The sequence below is a fragment of the Mucilaginibacter sp. P2_D11 genome, assembly GCF_056404435.1.
The window spans coordinates 322,853-342,640 of record NZ_JBFUEA010000006.1 but is presented as its reverse complement, the minus strand read 5'-3'; the positions used below and the strand labels follow the sequence as shown (position 1 = coordinate 342,640).

Sequence of the window (19,788 nt, the reverse complement as noted above, 5' to 3'; positions counted from 1 at the left end):
ATTTAATATCTACAATTGTGTACCAATTACACCATTTAACGATACTTACTTACTGCCAATAATAACCAATAAGTTTAACAAACTGTTATTGGGATAGCATATCCCGCTGGGTTCGTTTTGGCAAAATATAAATTAAGCTTGCGCAATGAAAATTTTATTTACAAAAAAACCTCTTTTGAAGATAGCGGCAGTAGCCATGCTTACGCTACCCTTTGGCCAAGCCATGGCCCAGCAGCCGCGCCCGGACGCCAGGATGGACGCCTTCATAAATGCGTTGATGAAAAAAATGACCGTCGACGAAAAGATCGGCCAGCTTAACCTGGTTACCAGTGGCATGGCCATCACCGGCTCGGTTACCAACAATGGCGTAGATAACGGCATTGCCAAAGGGCAGATTGGCGGCATCTTTGGTTTATATGGGGTAGATAACGTACGCAAGGCGCAGGATCTGGCCGTAAAGAACAGCCGCCTGCATATACCTTTAATATTCGGGCTGGATGTAATACACGGGCACCGCACCATTTTCCCTATCCCGTTGGGCATGTCGGCCACCTGGGATTTGCCTTTGATACAAAACGCTGCACACATTGCCGCTAAAGAAGCCACCGCCGAGGGCCTTAACTGGGTGTTTTCGCCGATGGTTGATATTGCGCGCGATGCACGCTGGGGCCGCATATCTGAAGGCAGCGGGGAAGATCCTTTCCTGGGGGGAAAGATTGCCGCTGCTATGGTAAAGGGTTACCAGGGTACAAGCCTGCGTAATGCCGACGCCGTTATTGCCTGCGTAAAGCACTTTGCATTATACGGTGGGGCAGAGGCCGGCCGCGAGTACAACACGGTTGATATGAGCCGCCTGCAGATGTACCAGGATTACCTGCCGCCTTACAGGGCCGCAGTTGATGCCGGTGCGGGTAGTATCATGAGTTCGTTCAATACGGTGGATGGCATCCCATCAACAGGCAATAAATGGTTGCTTACAGATTTGTTGCGCAAGCAATGGGGCTTTAAAGGTTTCGTGGTGAGCGATTATACCTCGCTGAGCGAAATGAGCAACCACGGGCTGGGCGATCTGGCGCAGGTATCTGCCATTGCTTTAAAGGCAGGGCTGGATATGGATATGGTAGCCGAAGGTTTCCTGAATACCCTGAAGAAATCATTACAGCAAGGTAAAGTAACGCAGGGCGAGATAGACCTGGCTTGCCGCCGCGTACTGGAGGCCAAATATAAACTGGGCCTGTTTGATAACCCATACAAATCCATTAATGCCGATAACGAACGCAAAGACGTATTTACTGATGATAACCGCAAAGCTGCACGCATAGCTGCCGAGCACTCCTTCGTACTGTTGAAAAACGCAGGTCAGATTTTGCCGCTGAAAAAGAAAGGCGGCACTATTGCCGTTGTTGGGCCTCTGGCCGATAACAAACGCGATATGCTGGGTACCTGGGTTATTGCCGGTGAGTGGGAAAAATCGATAAGCGTACTGGAAGGCATCAAACACATCGTGGGCGATGACGTGAAGCTGCTTTACGCCAAGGGATCTAACATTACCGATGATGCCGAGTTTATGAAACGCCTTAATTTTGGCCCCGGCATGGTAACGCTGGATACCCGCACACCCCAGCAAATGATAGATGAAGCAGTAAACATGGCAAAAAAGGCGGATATCATTGTAGCTGTGGTAGGCGAGAGCCAAAGCATGAGCGGCGAATCATCCAGCCGGTCAGACATCAGCATCCCCGAAAGCCAGAGGAACCTGCTGAAAGCCCTTGCTAAGCTGGGCAAACCAATAGTAATTGTATTATTCAACGGCAGGCCGCTTACCCTAACCTGGGAAAACGAAAATGCAGCCGCTATATTAGATGTATGGGCGCCCGGCACCGAAGCTGGCAACGCCATTGGCGAAGTGCTGTTTGGTAACTACAATCCATCGGGCAAGCTTACCGCAACCTTCCCGCGCAGCATTGGGCAGATACCTATATATTATAACCACAAAAACACCGGCCGCCCTTATACCGATGGCCCAACCAAATTCAAATCTAATTACCTGGATATTTCTAACGATCCGCTGTTTCCGTTCGGTTATGGTTTAAGCTATACCAGCTTTAGCTACAGCGACGTGAAACTTAATAAAATGAAACTAAAAGGTAACGAAACTTTAACGGCAACAGTTACCATAACCAATACCGGCAGCTATGCAGGCGAAGAAGTGGTACAGCTTTACATCAGCGATCCGGTTGCCAGTATATCGCGCTCGGTAAAAGAATTGAAAGATTTCAGGAAACTGAAACTGGAAGCAGGAGAGGCTAAAGTGGTTACTTTCAGCATCACAACCGAGCAATTGAAGTTTTATAACAGCCAGTTGAAGTACGATTGGGAGCCGGGCGAATTTGTGATACAGATAGGTACCAACTCGGCCGATACGCACAACGCCAGGCTAACCTGGCTTAAATAGCCGATTGCCTAATGGTTAAATAGGGCTTATATAAATAATTGTAAAATATGCCATTGTACAACGCAATGGCATATTTTGTTTATAAAACCCTTAAAACCGCCGCCGCCCCAACGCAGCTTGAGCGCAAGGGCGGGGCTTTATTTAATTAATAAAAAATTAACATAAAAATAACCTACAGGTAATTTGTGTGGATGGGCGAGGGGCAAAAAGGGGGGCATTTTCCAAAAAAAAAACACCCGTATCAGAATTTAGAGGCTCCGTAAAACAAAATGTGCAGCATTTGATATAAAAACTGCTTTATAACAACTTTTTTACATTGCTAAGTTTTTATAAATAAGCCCTAATCGTTAACAGGTGAATAATAAAGTTTTTAAAAATTGTAAATTATCCTGCCAAACTTCTTAAAAAATAAATAATTCATAATTCTATAAAACAAACTTGTGTAACCTGTACACTCTATTTATATTAGATGCAGTACCATTATAAACTTTTCTGTAGTAGGAAAAGCCACAAAATTTCGGGGATTTGAAAAGGATGATGCGGTCGCCAAGACATATCGTTCAATTGTAAACAGGAAAAAAATTAGACAGGGTAGTATCGTTATATGATTAAACTTCTACAAAATTTTCTTTTTGACAACTTCATGTATAAAGGGAATCTCACCCCTTTAGTTAAAGAAAACTGTTCAGGTTTTTTCGTGTGCCTTCCTATCCTTAGTTACAAGCCCAAAATCATACATTAATGTAACCAAGATCTTAAATCAAATATATTAATCAACTAAATCTCAATCTCATGTTTAAAAGTTTACTCCTTAAAGGAAGAGTACTGTGCGTGCTATTATGCTGCATGGTTTCTTCACTGGTAGTTCAAGCCCAAACAAAACACACCGGCCGTGTAACCGGCAGCGATGACAAGCTGCCCGTTGTTGGCGCCAGTGTGCGTATCAAGGGCACATCTACCGGTACACAAACAGACGTTAGCGGACAGTTTACCATCAGTGTAAAAGCCGGCGACGTTTTGGTAGTTTCTTACCTTGGCTACACCAGCCAGGAAGTTACAGTAGGTGCCAGTGACAACATCAGCATCGTACTGCAAGTAGCCGCCAACAGCCTTAACGAAGTTGTTGTAACGGGCTATACCTCGCAACGTAAAAAGGACATCTCCGGTTCGGTTGCAACGGTAGATGTGGCACAGGCCATCAAAGTGCCGGCCAGCAGTTCAGACCAATTGCTACAGGGCCAGGCATCAGGTGTTACCGTAGTTACCCAGGGTTCTCCGGGTGCAGGTGCACAAATCCTTATCCGTGGTATCTCTAACTTTGCAAACTCTTCGCCGCTTATCATTATCGATGGTGTGCAGGGTGGTAGCTTAAGCAACGTTAACCCTAACGATATCGAATCTATGGCGGTATTGAAAGATGCGGGCGCCGCAGCTATCTACGGTATAGCGGGTGGTAACGGTGTTGTTATCGTTACAACCAAAAAAGGTAAAGCCGGCAAATCTACCATTACTTACGATGGTTACTACGGCACGCAAAGGCCTTTGGGTGGTAATCCTTTCAACGTATTGAACGCAAAAGATTACTTAGCATTGGTTAAAAAGGTAGATCCGCAAAACAGCTTGTTTTTGGCTAATGGTTCCATTGCAGACTACGGTGCGCAGGGCCCGGGCGTAAAAGGCAACTTTGCCGCAGGCGCTTCGCAGGTAGATCCTTCTAAATACCGTTTTGATGTGTTTAACCCAAACAACGATTACCTGATCCAAAAATACAATAATAACGAGGGTACCGATTGGTTTCACGCAGTGTTCAAACCTGCTACTATGCAATCGCATTCTGTGAGCGCACAGGGTGCAAATGATAAAAACGCCTATTACTTCTCTGCAGGTTACCTCAATCAGCAAGGTACGTTGATGAATACCTACTTCAAAAGGGCAACTACACGTATCAACACCACCTTCAATATCAAAGATCACTTCCGTTTTGGTGAAAACGCTTCGTTGTTTTATACGCTTGCTCCAAACGGCCAGGGTACTATCCCCGGCGGTAACCAGAATGAAGGTAACTCCATATCTGAAATTTACCGTATAGAGCCGCAAATCCCTATTTACGATATCTCTGGTAAGCAATATGGTGGTACCTGGGCAGGCCCTACCTCTTTAGGTAACGCGGTTAACCCGGTAGCTACACAGGACAGGCAAAAATACAACACAGTTAAAAACTGGAACATACAAGGTACTGTATTTGCCGAAGCAGATTTCTTGCAGCATTTTACTGCACGTACAGCTTTTAGCGGTACAATTGAGAACCAGGAACGCTACGCTATAGGCTATAGGCCATATGACAGCGGCGAAGGCCATGGTGGTACCGAAAGTTTTAACGAGCAGGCCAGCTACTATAACAACTATAACTGGAGTAACACTGTGGTTTATAACCAGGCATTTGGCAAACATAAGGTTAACTTCCTGGCTGGTTATGAGCAACGTGAAGAATTTGGCCGCGGCGTAGGTGGTAACGTAGTTAGCTTGCCGTCTTTAGACCCTGCTTTCGTTACCTTATCCGGCGGTACAGGCTCGTTAACAGCTTACAGCTATAACGCACAGCCTATTACCCACCAGTCGTTCTTTGGTAAATTCGATTATTCATACAACGAAAAATACTACATATCGGCTACAATACGCCGCGATGGTTCATCAAGGTTTGCGCCCGGCCACAACATCGGCTATTTCCCGGCCGTTTCTGCTGCATGGAATGTAACCCAGGAAGATTTTGCTAAAGGCATCAGCTGGTTAAATTCGTTTAAATTACGCGGTAGCTACGGTGTTTCCGGTTTTGATAATAACGTATCCCCGTCCAACGCCTTCTCTTTGTATGGCCTGGATAAAGGTTCATCGTTCTACGATATCACCGGTTCAAGCAACAGCATACAGCAAGGTTTCTTTAACCGTACTATCGGTAACGCCGCTACTACCTGGGAACGTGACTATGTTGCCAACATAGGTTTCGATGCAACCTTGTTCAATAAATTGAACCTATCTATTGAGTACTATCAAAAAAGATCTACAAACTTATTGTTCGCCCCGGCATTGCCTGCAACTACAGGTGGTGCCAGCCAGCCTTCTATCAATACGGGCGAGATACGTAACAAAGGTTTCGATGTATCGGCCAGCTACCGCGATAAAATCGGCAGCGATTTAAACTTCAACGTAGGGCTTACGCTTACTACTTACAAAAACAATATTTACGATATACCAAATCCTTTCACCAATGTGGGCAGCCGTATCGGCGATATCTCCCGCCAGGCAGCAGGTCACCCGGTAGGTTCGTTCTATGGGTATGATGTAATTGGTTATTTCGCTTCAGCTGCAGATGTAGCTGCTTCGCCTACACAATCTGATGCAGCCCCCGGCCGTTTCAAATACCGCGATGTTAATGGCGATAAAAAAATCACCTCTGACGACCGTACCTACTTTGGTAACCCTAACCCCGATTTTACTTACGGTGTTAACTTAGGCCTGAACTATAAAAACTTTGATTTAAGCGCTAACTTCTATGGTTCACAAGGCAACGACAACTTTAACTACGTAAAATATTGGACTAACTTCTACAGCTCGTTAACCGGTAACAAAGGCAACGACCTGTTGTACAACTCGTGGAGCCCAACCAACCTTACCCCTAAAGCGCCAATTGCAGAAGCTGCAAGTACCTTTAGCAGTGCAGGTGTGGTTAACTCTTACTACCTCGAGAACGGTTCGTTCCTGAAACTGAAACAGGTACAAGTAGGTTACACTTTTAAATCGGGCCTTAAACAAATTGGTGCTGATAAATTAAACGTATATATACAAGCTGTAAATCCGTTTGTTATCACCAAATACACCGGTTTAGATCCAGAATTGCAGGCCGTTACCGGTAACAGTAATGGTGTAGATTTTGGTAACTACCCAACTACCGAGCGTAAGTTTATCATTGGTGTACGCGCAACATTTTAATTAGAAGGATTTTTAAAAAATTTTAAATATGAAAAAATTAAATCACAAATTGATCATTGTGGGCTCCATTGCCACCCTTGCCTTCTCTTTGTCGTGTAAGAAGTTTTTGGAACAAACGCCCACAGGTTCGCTAAACCAAATAGTTTTAGCAAACAAAGCAGGTGTAGATGGCTTGTTGATAGGCGCTTACGCTTTGACGGACGGTGTTTACAACGGGCAGGCCGGTGCTACCTGGTCTACAGGTACAGACAACTGGATTTATGGTAGCGTTGGTGGGGATGATGCGCACAAGGGCTCTACCCCGGGTGACCAGCCAAGTGCCGCCGACATCGAGGCACGTACGCAAAACGGCGTAAATGATTACCTCGATCCAAAATGGAGAATGAACTTTGCGGGCGTTCAGCGTGCAAATGACGTAATCCGCGAGATACCTTTGGTAAAAGACGGTTCAATGTCGGCAGATAACATTGCCCAGGCAACTGCAGAGGCCCGTTTCCTGCGTGGTTTCTACCACTTCGAACTGGCCAAATTATGGAGGAACGTACCTTATGCAGACGAAAGCATCACTTACGATGCCGGTAACTACACCATAGGTAACCCTGGCCCAATATGGGATAAAATTGCTGCCGATTTTGCAGCAGCAGCAGCTGTTTTGCCAGAAACACAGCCACAGGTTGGCCGCGCAAACAAATGGGCAGCTAAAGCTTTCCAGGCAAAAGCGTTATTGTACGATCACAAATACGCCGAAGCGCTTACCATCTTAAAAGATGTTATCGCAAACGGTAAAACTGCAGGCGGTGCTAAATATGCGCTGGTACATTACGCTGATAACTTCAACCCATCTAAAAAGAACGGGCCAGAAGGTGTATTCGTGGTACAAACATCAGTAAAAGATGGTGCTAACGGCTTAAATGGTAACGCCGGTAGCACACTTAATTTTGCCGCTGGTGGCCCTGCTTCATGCTGCGGTTTCTTCCAGCCATCGTTCAGTTTTGTAAACGCATTCAAAACAGATGCGGTTACAGGTTTGCCATTATTGGACACCTATAACAATGCCGATTTGAAGAACGACCAGGGTATAAGCGAGTCTTCTGCTTTTGTTCCGGCAACTGAAACTGTCGACTCTCGTTTAGATTGGTCTGCCGGCCGTAGAGGTATCCCTTACCTTGACTGGGGCATTCACCCGGGAAAAGCATGGGCTCGTGACCAGGATGACGGTGGCCCATACAGCCCTATCAAAAACGTTTACTACCAGGCAGCACAAGCTACAACTTCTGATACTTACGGCGGTTGGGCAGCTAACCAGTCAACATCAAACAGCTACAATGCAATTCGTTTTGCCGACGTTATACTGTGGGCTGCAGAGTGCGAAGTAGAAGTAGGTTCGCTTGATAACGCGCTTGCTTACGTAAACATGATCCGTACCCGTGCAGCTGATGCTACCGGCTGGGTGCATACTTACGTAGATGCTACTAAACCAACAGGCGGTTACACCAGTACACCTGCTGCTAACTATAAAGTTGGTTTGTATCCTGCAGGTTCATTTACCGACAAAGCTACTGCGCGCAAAATCGTACAGTTCGAACGTCGCCTTGAACTTGGTATGGAAGGTCACCGTTTCTTCGACTTACAACGTTGGGATGGTATCACCGGCGGCCCTATGGGCAACGGCTTTATGGGTGCTCAGATCAATTTCTACCTGGATCATGAGAACCACGTGCCAAACTTCCCTATCCTGCTGTTGAAACAGGCTAAATTTACAGTTGGTAAAAACGAACTTTATCCAATTCCTCAGGCTCAGATTGATATTACCGCAGGTAGCATCAAACAAAACCCGGGTTATTAATTCGTAACCAGTACTTTAATCATAAAGAGGGGGAGATAATATCTCCTCCTCTTTTTTTATATTTATATATTTGTGTACTATTGAAACCTATGAGATCTGTTAAGCCCTTCCTACTCTTACTGTTTTCTGTTGCTTTTTTTTCGTGTAAGAAGGCCGCCCTTTTTGAGAAAATCGAATCGTCGCACTCGGGCATAAAGTTCAATAACCTCATTGTAGAGAACGATACCATCAACCCCCTGGATAAGCTGAATATATATAATGGCGGCGGCGTAGGCATAGGCGATTTCAACAACGATGGCAAGCCCGATATCTATTTTGTAGGCAACGCAGTATCAAACTGCATGTACCTTAACAAGGGCGATATGCAGTTTGACGATGTTACCGATAAGGCCGGCGTAGGCGGCAAAGGCGGATGGGGCAGGGGCGTAGCCGTAGTAGATATCAATAACGATGGCCTGGCCGATATTTACGTGTGCAACACGCTGCTGAACGACCCTGCAAAACGCATGAACCTGCTCTACATAAATCAGGGCGTGGGCAAAGATGGCGTCCCCACATTCAAAGAAGAAGCAAAAGCATACGGGCTTGATATCAATATACACTCTACCATGGCATCGTTCTTCGATTATGATAACGATGGCGATCTGGATATGTACCTCACCGTAAACGAGGCCCAATCTACCGATAACACCAGCGCCTTCAGGTACCTGGCTACTGATGGCTCGTCGCGCAGCACGGGCAGGCTGTACCGCAACGATTACAACCCTGCGCTAAAGCATCCCGTTTATACCGATGTTTCTAAAGCGGCAGGCATACTGATAGAAGGCTACGGCCACGCAGCCACCATTGCCGATATAAACCGCGATGGATGGAAAGATATTTACGTTACCAACGATTTTTTACCCAACAACATCCTCTACATCAACAATCACGACGGTACGTTTACCGACCGTTCTAAAGAATATTTTAAACACACCGCTACCAGCGCCATGGGCCAGGATATACAAGACATCAATAACGATGGCCTTGCCGATGTGTTTGAGCTGGATATGGACCCCGAGGATAACTACCGTAAAAAGATGTTCATGCCCGGCACGTCGTACCAGCTATACCAAAACTTCGATCATTACGGTTACCAATACCAATATAATCATAATACCCTGCAACTAAACCAGGGCCCGCGCCTGGGTCAAAACGACTCGATAGGCGCGCCTATATTTAGCGAAGTTGCCTTTTTTAGCGGTGTTGCCCAAACAGATTGGAGCTGGGGGCCGATGATAACCGACTTCGATAACGACGGTTACCGCGATATAGTAGTAACCAACGGCTACCCCCGCGACGTTACCGACCACGATTTTATCACTTTCCGCGACGAATCGTTCGCCGTAGCCACCAAAAAGCAAGTGCTCGATCAGATACCCATCGTAAAAATACCCAACTATGCTTTTCATAACAACGGCAACCTGGGCTTTGATGATGTAACTAAAAGCTGGGGGATGGATATTGCCTCCTTCTCTAACGGCTGCGTTTATGCCGATTTGGATGGCGATGGGGCCATGGATATGATTATCAATAATATAGATGATGAACCCTTCCTGTACCGCAACACCTCGCGCGATAAGGAGAAGGCCGATAACCATTTCTTACAGGTTCAATTTAAAGGAGGCCCTCAAAATTTGGGCGGCATAGGTGCCTGGGCCGATATTTATTACGATAAAGGCAAGCACCAGGTGTATGAGAATACGCCGTTCAGAGGCTACCTCTCCACGATACAGAATATTGCCCATTTTGGCCTGGGTAAAATAGGCGAAGTGGATTCGGTTGTTATCAAATGGCAAAACGGCAAGCAGCAAACCCTGAAGAACGTAAAGGCCGACCAAACCCTTGTGGTGGATATAAAAAACGCCGTTGATGGCTATAGTTTCGATACCGCGCCTATCGCTAAATCTACGTTGTTTACAGAAGTTACCAGCTCATTGGGTGTTACCTACAAGCACCAGGCCGATGATTTTATAGATTTCAATATACAGAAGCTGCTTCCGCATAAATTATCGGCCTACGCACCGGCCATTGCCGTTGGCGATGTGGATGGCAACGGCTTCGATGATATGGTGCTTGGCGGCACCGCCAAATACCCTGCACAGCTGCTTTTGCAGCAGGCAAACGGCAAGTTTACCCAACGGAATCTGCTGGCGGCTGTTGGCCCCGACGAAAAATACCAGGACGAAGGCTTGCTTTTGTTTGATGCAGACGGCGACGGCGACCTTGACCTGTACGCTGCAAGTGGCGGCTATGAAGACAAGTCGGGCTCACAATCGTACCAGGACAGGGTGTACGCTAACGATGGCAAGGGTAATTTCACCCTACAACCCAATGCCTTGCCCGTAAATTTTACCAGCAAGCTGTGTGTAAAGGCTGTAGATTACAACAAAGATGGCTCGCTGGATCTGTTTGTATCGGGCCGTGTTAACCCATGGAATTACCCTAAACCGGTATCGAGCTTTGTGCTGCGAAACGATAGCAGGAACGGGCAGATAAAGTTTACCGATGCCACCCCAACAGTAGCTAAGGGGCTGGACAATATAGGTTTGGTATGCGATGCCGCCTTTACAGATTACGATAACGACGGCTGGCCCGACCTGGTACTCACCGGCGAATGGATGCCCGTAACCTTCCTGAAAAACGACCATGGCGTATTCAAAAACGAAACGCCAACCACCGGCATTGCCGATAAATTGGGTTGGTGGAACACCATTGCCGGCGGCGACTTCGACCACGACGGCGATATCGATTACATTGTAGGCAACACCGGCACAAACACCTTTTACAAAGCTAGTGACGAATATCCGGTGTACATCACCGCGAAAGATTTCGATAACAATAACAGTTATGATGCTTTTCCGTCTTTGTTTTTGAAAGACCGCGAGGGCAAGATGCAGGAGTTCCCGGCACATACGCGCGAGGATATTGTTAAGCAGATGATCAGCATGCGCGTACGGTATCAAAATTATAAGTCGTTCGCGGTATCAACCATGGATTCGGTGCTTACGCCCGCTATGCGCGAAGGCGCCATCAGGTTAAAAGCCAATACCTTACAGTCGGTTTACCTGCGTAACGATGGCCATGGCAAATTTACCATGTTGCCGCTGCCGGCCGAGGCGCAAATATCGCAGTTGGCAGGTATGGTAGTAGATGATTTTGACGGCGATGGCAACCTTGATGTAGCACTAAACGGCAACGACTATGGCACCGAGGTAAGCACCGGCCGGTACGATGCTTTTAACGGCCTGCTGCTAAAAGGCGATGGCAAGGGCGGCTTTAAGCCTTTATCCATAATGCAAAGCGGCATTTATATCCCCGGCGATGGTAAGGCATTGGTAAAATTGCGTGGCGCAGGCGGGCAATACCTGCTGGCTGCCAGTCAGTTTAGGGGTGCGATGAAGATATTCCAATTGAAGAAGCCGGTACAAACCGTTGCCCTGCAGCCAACCGATATGTTTGCTACCATTCGGTACAAAAACGGGACAACCGCAAAACAAGAATTTTATAATGGACAATCGTTCTTGTCACAGTCGGGCAGATTCTTTAATATTGGTGGTTCAATGGCTTCGGTTGCCATAACCGATATTGCTGGCCACAAAAGGAGCATACCAATTAAATAACCTATTGCACTAAATTATGAAATACTTTAAAGTATTATTTGCCGCCGCGTTTTGTTTGGCAATAGCCGGCTGCGTTAATAAACCCAAAATAGCCCTTAAAAGCGACGCCGACGTATTGCACGAAAATGTAGACCAATTAACCCAGGTTATCATATATGATGTGTTTACGCCGCCCGTGGCCAGCCGCATATACGGCTATACTTCGTTGGCCGCCTACGAAGCCATGCGGTATTCAAACCCCAAATATAATTCGATAACGAGCCAGTTGAAGGGCTTCAAAAAAATGCCCGAGCCCCAAAAAGGCAAAAAGTACAACTTTGCGCTTGCTGCCACCAAGGCTTTTTTCACAGTAGCGCATAAGGTAACTTTCTCTATCGATACCCTAAAAAAATACGAATCGAAAGTATTTGCCATGTATCAGGACAACCTGGATACGGCAGAGTTTTCGCGCTCGGTTGATTTTGGTGAGAAGATAGGTAAAGCCATACTGGCCCGCGCAGCATTCGATAATTATCCGCAAACACGCGGCAAACCCCGCTTTATAGGCAGCAGCGACCCTGGTAAATGGCGCCCTACCGCTCCCGATTATCTGGACGGCGTTGAATATTGCTGGGGCACCATGCATACTTTCGCCATAGATACCTCTACCCAGTTTAAGCTGCCGCCGCCACCGCCCTTCAGCACGGATAAAAACAGCGAATTTTTTAAGCAGAACGTGGCAGTTTACGAGCAAAGTAAAAGCCTTACGCCCGAGCAGATAGAGATTGCGCGGTTTTGGGACGATAACCCCTTCGTAATAACGCACCAGGGGCATTTGATGTTCGTTAACAAAAAGATTACGCCGGGCGGCCACTGGATAGGCATCACTGCTATAGCCTGCAAAAAAACAAAAGCCGATGGTGTAAAAACCGCACAGGCCTATGCCTTAACTTCTATTGCCCTGTTCGATGCCTTTATAAGCGGCTGGCAAGTAAAATACGATACCCGCTACATAAGGCCGGTAACCGTTATCAACGAAAAGATTGACCAGAAATGGCTGCCTATGCTGCAAACTCCGCCCTTCCCCGAGTATCCGAGCGGGCACAGCGACATCAGCGCAGCATCGGCAGTTATGCTTACGCACTTATTTGGCGATAATTTTGAATACGACGACACCAGCGATCTGCGTTACATAGGTATGCAGCGCCATTTCAAGTCGTTCATGAAAGCATCGGATGAAACATCTATCAGTCGCTACTACGGAGGCATACATTACCTCAATAGCGTAAATGCGGGTGCCGAACAGGGTAAGCAGATTGGCGAATACATCTGGAACAAGCTAAAGCTGACCAATTAATATAGGCGGCGTTACTTTTATCATCAAAAATGAAAAGGACTTTTTTATTTACCTCCTGCATACTATCCGGGGTATTAGTATTATCCATAAGCACCATTTTCAATAGCTGCAAAAGCAAGGTTGGCGGGCCATATGAGCTAACAGGCGATACTTTGGCCGATGGTAAAGCGCTTGTACAGCAACATTGCACCAAATGCCATGCGCTTGTGCCGGTTGATGCACTCACCAAAGATGTGTGGACGATACATACCTTGCCGGCGATGGCACAGTTCTTCTCGATAAAAACCTACGGTGCCGATTACTATAAAGCCGATAACGATACCAGCGGCATGAGCCTGCTTAACTGGCAGGCCATCGTATCCTACTATAAGAAAGCAGCACCCGATACGCTGGTTGCTGCAAAGGCCCCTACGCCATTGTTGAATGATTGGGCTGGCTTTACCCTGAGGAAAGCCGAGAAAACGGCGGATATCTCTTTTACCTCGATGGTAATGGCTAACCCTAAAACCGGCAATATTTATACGGGCGATGTGGTAACCGGCAATTTAACCGAATTTAATAGCCAGCTTAAGCCGGTTAACAAAGTGAATTTACCCTCCGCTGCTGTCGACCTTAAATTTATAGCAGATTCGGCGGGCGTAAACCAGGCCATCGTATCGTGCATCGGTCGTATGGATCCGGTCGATTTCCCTAACGGCCGCGTATTTAAGGTTAACCTGGGCAATACGCTAACACTTAACCAGTTAGAAACCGACCTGCCACGGCCGGTGCAAACCTTAAGTGCCGATTTTGATAAGGATGGCAAACAGGAAGTTGTGATATGCTCCCAAGGCTTCCACACGGGTGGCGTTTACCTGCTTAAAGCATATGCAGACGGCAAGGGGTATAAGCGCACCTCTATTACCGATAGGCCCGGCGCTGTACAGGCTATTACCGGAGATTTCAACAGCGATGGCTGGGCAGACGTTATGGTGCTTTACGGCACCGGCGATGAGGGCCTTGCCATGTACATCAACAATAAAAAGGGTGGCTTTGATGCTACGGAGTTGATCAAATTCCCGCCTACCAATAGCTCCACCAGTTTCCAGCTGGCGGATATTGACCACGATGGCGATTTGGATTTGGTTTACACCTGCGGCTACAATTTCCACGATTCGCGCATCCTGAAACCCTACCACGGGTTATACATTTACGAGAACACGGGCAAATTCAACTTCAAACAAAAATGGTTTTACCCCATTAATGGTTGTAGCAAGGCCATTGCGGCTGATTTTGACGGCGATGGCGACCTGGATATAGCCACCATTGCTTTTTTTGCCAATATGAAAGATAAGCCTGCCGAAGAATTTATATATTTTGAGCAGGATAAGGCCATGCAGTTTAAGCCGCACGCCATCCCGGTAAGTAAATTAGGCCGCTGGATGGGCATGGATGTTGCCGATATAAACCACGATGGTAAGCCCGATATATTGCTGGCCAACTATGCCACCGGCTTTTTGTTCCAGCCGAATTTTGCACCAAATTGGGATGAGCATACGCCCTTCATCGTGTTAGAGAACCATACAAAAAAATAGGGCAAAAGATTAAAGCGTACCTGCGGGGCAAAGCGAATTGATGTTGAAGAAAAATAAGGTATCTGCAAATAAACTAGCCTTAATTATAGCTGCAGTAACAACTGCGGCTATAATTGTTTTTTACGGATGCAATAACACGCCACACGTAAACACCCCGGCAGAAAACATTGCCGATGGCAAGGCGCTTAGCCTGCAATACTGCAAAAGCTGCCACCAATACCCCGATCCCTCGCTTTTGGATAAAACCACCTGGGAAAACGGCATAATGCCCCAGATGGCCCTGCGCCTTGGCATACAGCAGGAAATGGGGCAGTATTATGTAGATAGTCACTCGGCCATGAGTTTAACCGCTTGGCAAAAGCTGCGCGATTATTATAAAAGTGCAGCTCCGCAAAAGCTGGCTCTGCCCAAACCGGATACCAGTACCGATTGGGCCATCTTCGGCCTTAAACTTCCCGCCAGGGTCGACCGAAAAGGCTCGCCTGCCATGACATCTATGATTGCCTTTAACCCCAACGATGGCAAACTTTATACCGGCGACGGCAATAACCTGTTAACCTGGAACGCGGGGTTGAAAGCAACACTGCTAAAAAAGCTACCCTCGCCAATATCTGCTGCAAACTTTTTTAAGCGGGCCGATGGCAGCAATACGAGCGTTTTTACCTGCATCGGTGTGCTGCCGCCGAACGACTACCTTAAAGGCAGCCTGCAGCAGTTGACACTTGGTGAGGCAAACGCCGATACGCTGATGCTGACCGATAGCCTGCCGCGCCCAGTTTTTACCGCCAGCGGCGACTTTAACAAAGATGGCCGTACAGATTATATCGTATGCGGTTATGGCAACACTACCGGTGGCCTGTACCTGGTAAAGCAGCAAGCTGATGGTCGTTTTATAAAGAAGATAATGCGGGCCGTCCCCGGCGCTATACAGGCAGAAATTGGCGACTATAACAACGATGGCTGGCCCGATGTAATGTGCCTTTTTGCGCAGGGCGACGAGGGCGTGTGGCTGTTTACCAACGATAAGAAAGGCGGCTTTATCCAACGCAACCTATTGCGCTTCCCGCCGGTTTATGGCACCAATAGTTTCCAGCTGGCAGATATAAACGGCGACGGAAAGAAAGACATCATTTACACCTGCGGCGACAATAACGATTATAGCAGTGTACTGAAGCCCTACCACGGCGTATATGTATTTACCAACCAGGGCAATTGGGCTTTTAAGCAAACCTACTTTTACCACATCAATGGGGCATCCAAGGTTATGTCGGCAGATTTTGATGGCGACGGCGATTTGGATATGGCCGTAATCGCATTCTTTGCCGATTTTAAGGATAACCCTGCCGAAGGTTTTACCTACCTGGAACAAACATCGGCAGGCAAATTCAAGCCTCACCGCGTACCCGTAAGCAAATATGGGCGCTGGATTTCTATGGAGGTAGCCGATTTCGACGGCGACGGCGATAAGGATATCGTGCTGGGCAACTTCTCCATCTACGGCGATAAACTCATCAACCAAAAAGATTTCAAACCCAACTGGGATATGTATAATCCCATTGTAGTGCTTGTGAATAAGGGGAAGGAGTAGGGGATTGGTGATTGGGAACACCCTAACCAGCCTGTCATCCCGAACGAGCAGTGTGGGGCTAAAGGTAGGGGCGAGGAGGAAACTTATGTGGCTTGATTAGCTGGAAATTCCTGGAAAACCATAGCTGCAACTGTTCAAAAACCTGGAAAAAGCTGGACAAGATTTCGCAGCCCGCAAATCTGCATTTAGCCTAAAAATGCCATTTTGATGCAAATTTCGCCCTTTTTTAGCCTGCGATGAAAAAACCATAAAAAAGCGTGAAAAAGTCCGAAAAACACAGAAAAACACAGATTTTCAAGGGCGTTTTTTGCACGTTTGAACCGTAGCCGGGCCAATAAAACCGGGTGTGGAATTATCTGAATCCGTCACATTTTCCGACTGATTTTCCAATTTTCTATAAAACAAAAACCGGACAAACAAAACTCTTTACCAATCGCCCAAATAGTATAACCAATTGATAAATAAGTACACTCTTTTAGGCGACGCTGAGCGTAGTTTTACTTCGCTAAATATTCATGATGAAGAAACTATTTTACGTCGCCGCTTTCGGTATCCTCATAAACGCTTTGCTGCTTGCAACCGCTTTTGCCCAGCAGGTTAAACAGGTAAAGCTCACCAACTTTGACTTACAGTCCTCCTCGCTTATTAAAGAAAACGGTGCCGAATTATCGGGAACAAAATACCATTCGGGCGTGTATTGGTTCCCGGTAAAGGTACCCTCAACTGTGCTCACTGGTTTGGTTGCCAACAAAATTTATCCCGACCCATACCAGGGGCTCAACAATATGCTGATACCCGATGCATCGGACCAGTTCAACAAAGAGTACAACCTGGAGCAATACAGCCACCTGCCAAACGACCCCAACCCATGGAAAAAGCCTTACTGGTACCGCACCACCTTTAAAGTGCCTGCGGCAGATAAAGGCAAGTTTTTCCAGCTGATATTTAAAGGCATAAACTATCGTGCTGCGGTATGGTTAAACGGCAAACAAATAGCCGATTCTACCCAAATGGCCGGCATGTTTGCCGAACATAATCTGGACGTAAGCGCAGCCATAATAGCCGGTGGCGATAATGCGCTGGCTGTCAAGATATATCCGCTGGATTATCCGGGTTATCCTGCAAAAGAACAATTAAAGGCCCTCGGCCCATTCTATGAAAATGGCGGCCCTACAGGCGATATCGGCAAAAACGTTACCATGCTTTGCTCTGCAGGCTGGGATTGGATCCCCCCCGTGCGTGACCGCAATATGGGCATATGGCAACCGGTTTTCCTGCGTACCACGGGCGGCGTTACCATCGGAAGGCCCAAATTAGTTACAGACCTGCCCAAGCTGCCAGATACCAGCGTGGCTAAGCTATCCTTAAGCCTCACGCTGGCCAACCATAGCGCGGCGGCAAGTACCGGCAAGCTCACCATCAGCATAAAACCTGAGAATTTTACGGGTGCAGCTGTACAGTTTTCGCAAAGCTTCACGGTGCCGGCCAATGCAGGCAAAACGGTGTCGCTCAGTGGCGATAACATCAGCCAATTGCTCATTAAACAGCCAAAACTTTGGTGGCCAAACGGCTATGGCAGGGCCAATTTATACCGCATCCGCCTGCAATACGCCAGCGGAACGGCTATTTCTGATGATACTACCTTCGTTTTTGGCATACGCACTGTAAGCTCTAAAGCCGAAACGGTGAACGGCTTTGTGCGCCGGAAGTTTTTCGTGAACGGCGAGAATGTGCATTTGGTAGGAGGGGCCTGGGTACCCGATATGATGGTGAACCGCGACTCGGCACGGTACGATTATGAAATGCACCTGTGCCGCAACGCCAACGTAAATTTGGTGCGCATTTGGGGTGGCGGCGTTACAGAGCCCGATGCTTTCTGGAACGCAGCCGATAAATACGGGCAGATGGTATGGTCGGATTTTTGGATAACCGGCGATACCCAGGGCGAATTTAAAGGCTCGCCCGATTGGCCGCTGGAGGGTAACGTATTCATCAACAACGTGGAGAGTACCATATACCGCATACGCAACCACCCCAGCTTGCTGGTTTGGACGGGCGGCAACGAGGGCCACGCCCGCAAAGAATTGTACGATGTAATGCGCAACGATATCATTACGCTGGATGGCACGCGCCCGTTCATCCCAAGTTCATCGGGCTTTGCCAAATTACCTGAGGGTTGGAAAGGTTCCTGGCCGGATGATATGCCATCGGGCGTGTACAGCGGCGGCCCTTACGAATGGAAGGACCCTAAAGATTATTACGCGTTGGCCAACGCCGGTAAAGATTGGGTATTTAAAGATGAAACCGGCCTGCCATCGCAACCGCCATACAGCACCCTAAAGCGGATAATACCGAACCTGGTTTGGGATACCAAATTGCCCTTCCCGCTGAACGATAGCTGGGGCTACCACGATGCAGCCACGGGTGCTGGCAGGTACGATAAGTACATCAACCAAATGGTGAGCCGCTACGGCCAGCCCAAAACTATGGTGGAGTTTAGCGACAAGATGCAGTTGATGAACGATAACGGGTACCGCGGCATTTTTGAGGCCGACGGGCATAAGCTGAACGAAACCGGCGGCGTAATGCTTTGGAAGCTAAATGCAGCGCTGCCAAGCGTTATATGGCAAATTTACGATTGGTACCTGGAACCCAACGCGGGCTACTACGCTATGCAAAACGCCTGCGAGCCACTGCATATACAATATAATTACGATAATAGCAGCGTGGCTATCATCAACCGTATGCACAAGGCTACCGGCAGTTTAACCGCCACGGCCGACGTGTACGATGTGGATAGCAAGCTCATCAAATCGATAACGGTTGCCCATGTAGGCCTCGCCCAAACAGGCGTGCAGGAAGTGGTACAATTGAAAGACGTATTGGCCGGCAACAAAGGCATGAGCTTCGTGGTGCTTAACCTGAAGAATGCTGCCGGCAAAGTACTGTCGCACAATGTTTATTGGTTATCGGCTACCGACGATTTTAATGCGCTGAACACACTGAAAGCTGCAACAGTAACCGCAAAAGTTATCAAAACAGAGAAAGGCCTCAGCGAAAATAAATGGACCATGACTTTCAGCAACACATCAGATAAGATTGCCTTCTTCGTGCGCCCGCAGCTGATGAGCAATGGCGACGAAGTGATGCCTAGCTATTGGACGGGCAACTACTTTTCGCTTGCCCCGCATGAAAGTATTACCGTAACCGTAGGGGCTCCGCTGGCCAAATTAGGCGGCAAAACCCCTACAGTACTATTAGAAGGATGGAACCTGCAAAAACAGGTAATTACGTTGCCAGTTAAATAGTTATATATAGTTGGGAATTGGTGTAAGCCGGG

At 47.4% G+C, this 19,788-nt stretch carries 8 protein-coding genes; all 8 read left to right on the top strand.

Going from position 1 to position 19,788, the window contains the following annotated elements; all coding sequences use genetic code 11:
- Positions 1 to 145 precede the first annotated feature (145 nt).
- Complete coding sequence (gene bglX / locus AC1DXC_RS11870; protein WP_477459369.1) at positions 146 to 2,455, top strand: beta-glucosidase BglX; 2,310 nt, start codon at positions 146 to 148, stop codon at positions 2,453 to 2,455.
- Positions 2,456 to 3,247: 792 nt separating this feature from the next.
- The gene (locus AC1DXC_RS11865; RefSeq protein ID WP_477459368.1) at positions 3,248 to 6,442 is read left to right on the top strand and encodes a SusC/RagA family TonB-linked outer membrane protein; all 3,195 of its coding nucleotides are present in this window, start codon (positions 3,248 to 3,250) and stop codon (positions 6,440 to 6,442) included.
- A gap of 28 nt (positions 6,443 to 6,470) precedes the next feature.
- On the top strand, positions 6,471 to 8,288 hold the full coding sequence (locus AC1DXC_RS11860; protein WP_477459367.1) for a RagB/SusD family nutrient uptake outer membrane protein: 1,818 nt from the start codon (positions 6,471 to 6,473) through the stop codon (positions 8,286 to 8,288).
- An 89-nt stretch (positions 8,289 to 8,377) separates the two neighbouring features.
- Positions 8,378 to 11,950, top strand: coding sequence for a VCBS repeat-containing protein (locus tag AC1DXC_RS11855; RefSeq protein WP_477459366.1), 3,573 nt, complete (start codon positions 8,378 to 8,380; stop codon positions 11,948 to 11,950).
- A gap of 16 nt (positions 11,951 to 11,966) precedes the next feature.
- Positions 11,967 to 13,286 carry a vanadium-dependent haloperoxidase gene (locus AC1DXC_RS11850; protein WP_477459365.1) on the top strand — a complete coding sequence of 440 codons (1,320 nt, stop codon included), beginning with the start codon at positions 11,967 to 11,969 and terminating at the stop codon, positions 13,284 to 13,286.
- A gap of 29 nt (positions 13,287 to 13,315) precedes the next feature.
- Positions 13,316 to 14,860, top strand: a complete 1,545-nt coding sequence (locus tag AC1DXC_RS11845) for an FG-GAP repeat domain-containing protein (RefSeq protein ID WP_477459364.1) — start codon at positions 13,316 to 13,318, stop codon at positions 14,858 to 14,860.
- 40 nt (positions 14,861 to 14,900) lie between these two features.
- On the top strand, positions 14,901 to 16,448 hold the full coding sequence (locus AC1DXC_RS11840; protein WP_477459363.1) for an FG-GAP repeat domain-containing protein: 1,548 nt from the start codon (positions 14,901 to 14,903) through the stop codon (positions 16,446 to 16,448).
- Positions 16,449 to 16,963: 515 nt separating this feature from the next.
- Positions 16,964 to 19,756 carry a glycoside hydrolase family 2 protein gene (locus AC1DXC_RS11835; RefSeq protein ID WP_477459362.1) on the top strand — a complete coding sequence of 931 codons (2,793 nt, stop codon included), beginning with the start codon at positions 16,964 to 16,966 and terminating at the stop codon, positions 19,754 to 19,756.
- The last annotated feature ends 32 nt before the right edge of the window (positions 19,757 to 19,788 follow it).

What these genes read in the sequence shown, in the direction of transcription:
- bglX (WP_477459369.1), top strand. Translation starts at nt 146, where the DNA reads ATGAAAATTTTATTTACAAAAAAACCTCTTTTGAAGATAGCGGCAGTA.
- AC1DXC_RS11865 (WP_477459368.1), top strand. Translation starts at nt 3,248, where the DNA reads ATGTTTAAAAGTTTACTCCTTAAAGGAAGAGTACTGTGCGTGCTATTA.
- AC1DXC_RS11860 (WP_477459367.1), top strand. Translation starts at nt 6,471, where the DNA reads ATGAAAAAATTAAATCACAAATTGATCATTGTGGGCTCCATTGCCACC.
- AC1DXC_RS11855 (WP_477459366.1), top strand. Translation starts at nt 8,378, where the DNA reads ATGAGATCTGTTAAGCCCTTCCTACTCTTACTGTTTTCTGTTGCTTTT.
- AC1DXC_RS11850 (WP_477459365.1), top strand. Translation starts at nt 11,967, where the DNA reads ATGAAATACTTTAAAGTATTATTTGCCGCCGCGTTTTGTTTGGCAATA.
- AC1DXC_RS11845 (WP_477459364.1), top strand. Translation starts at nt 13,316, where the DNA reads ATGAAAAGGACTTTTTTATTTACCTCCTGCATACTATCCGGGGTATTA.
- AC1DXC_RS11840 (WP_477459363.1), top strand. Translation starts at nt 14,901, where the DNA reads ATGTTGAAGAAAAATAAGGTATCTGCAAATAAACTAGCCTTAATTATA.
- AC1DXC_RS11835 (WP_477459362.1), top strand. Translation starts at nt 16,964, where the DNA reads ATGATGAAGAAACTATTTTACGTCGCCGCTTTCGGTATCCTCATAAAC.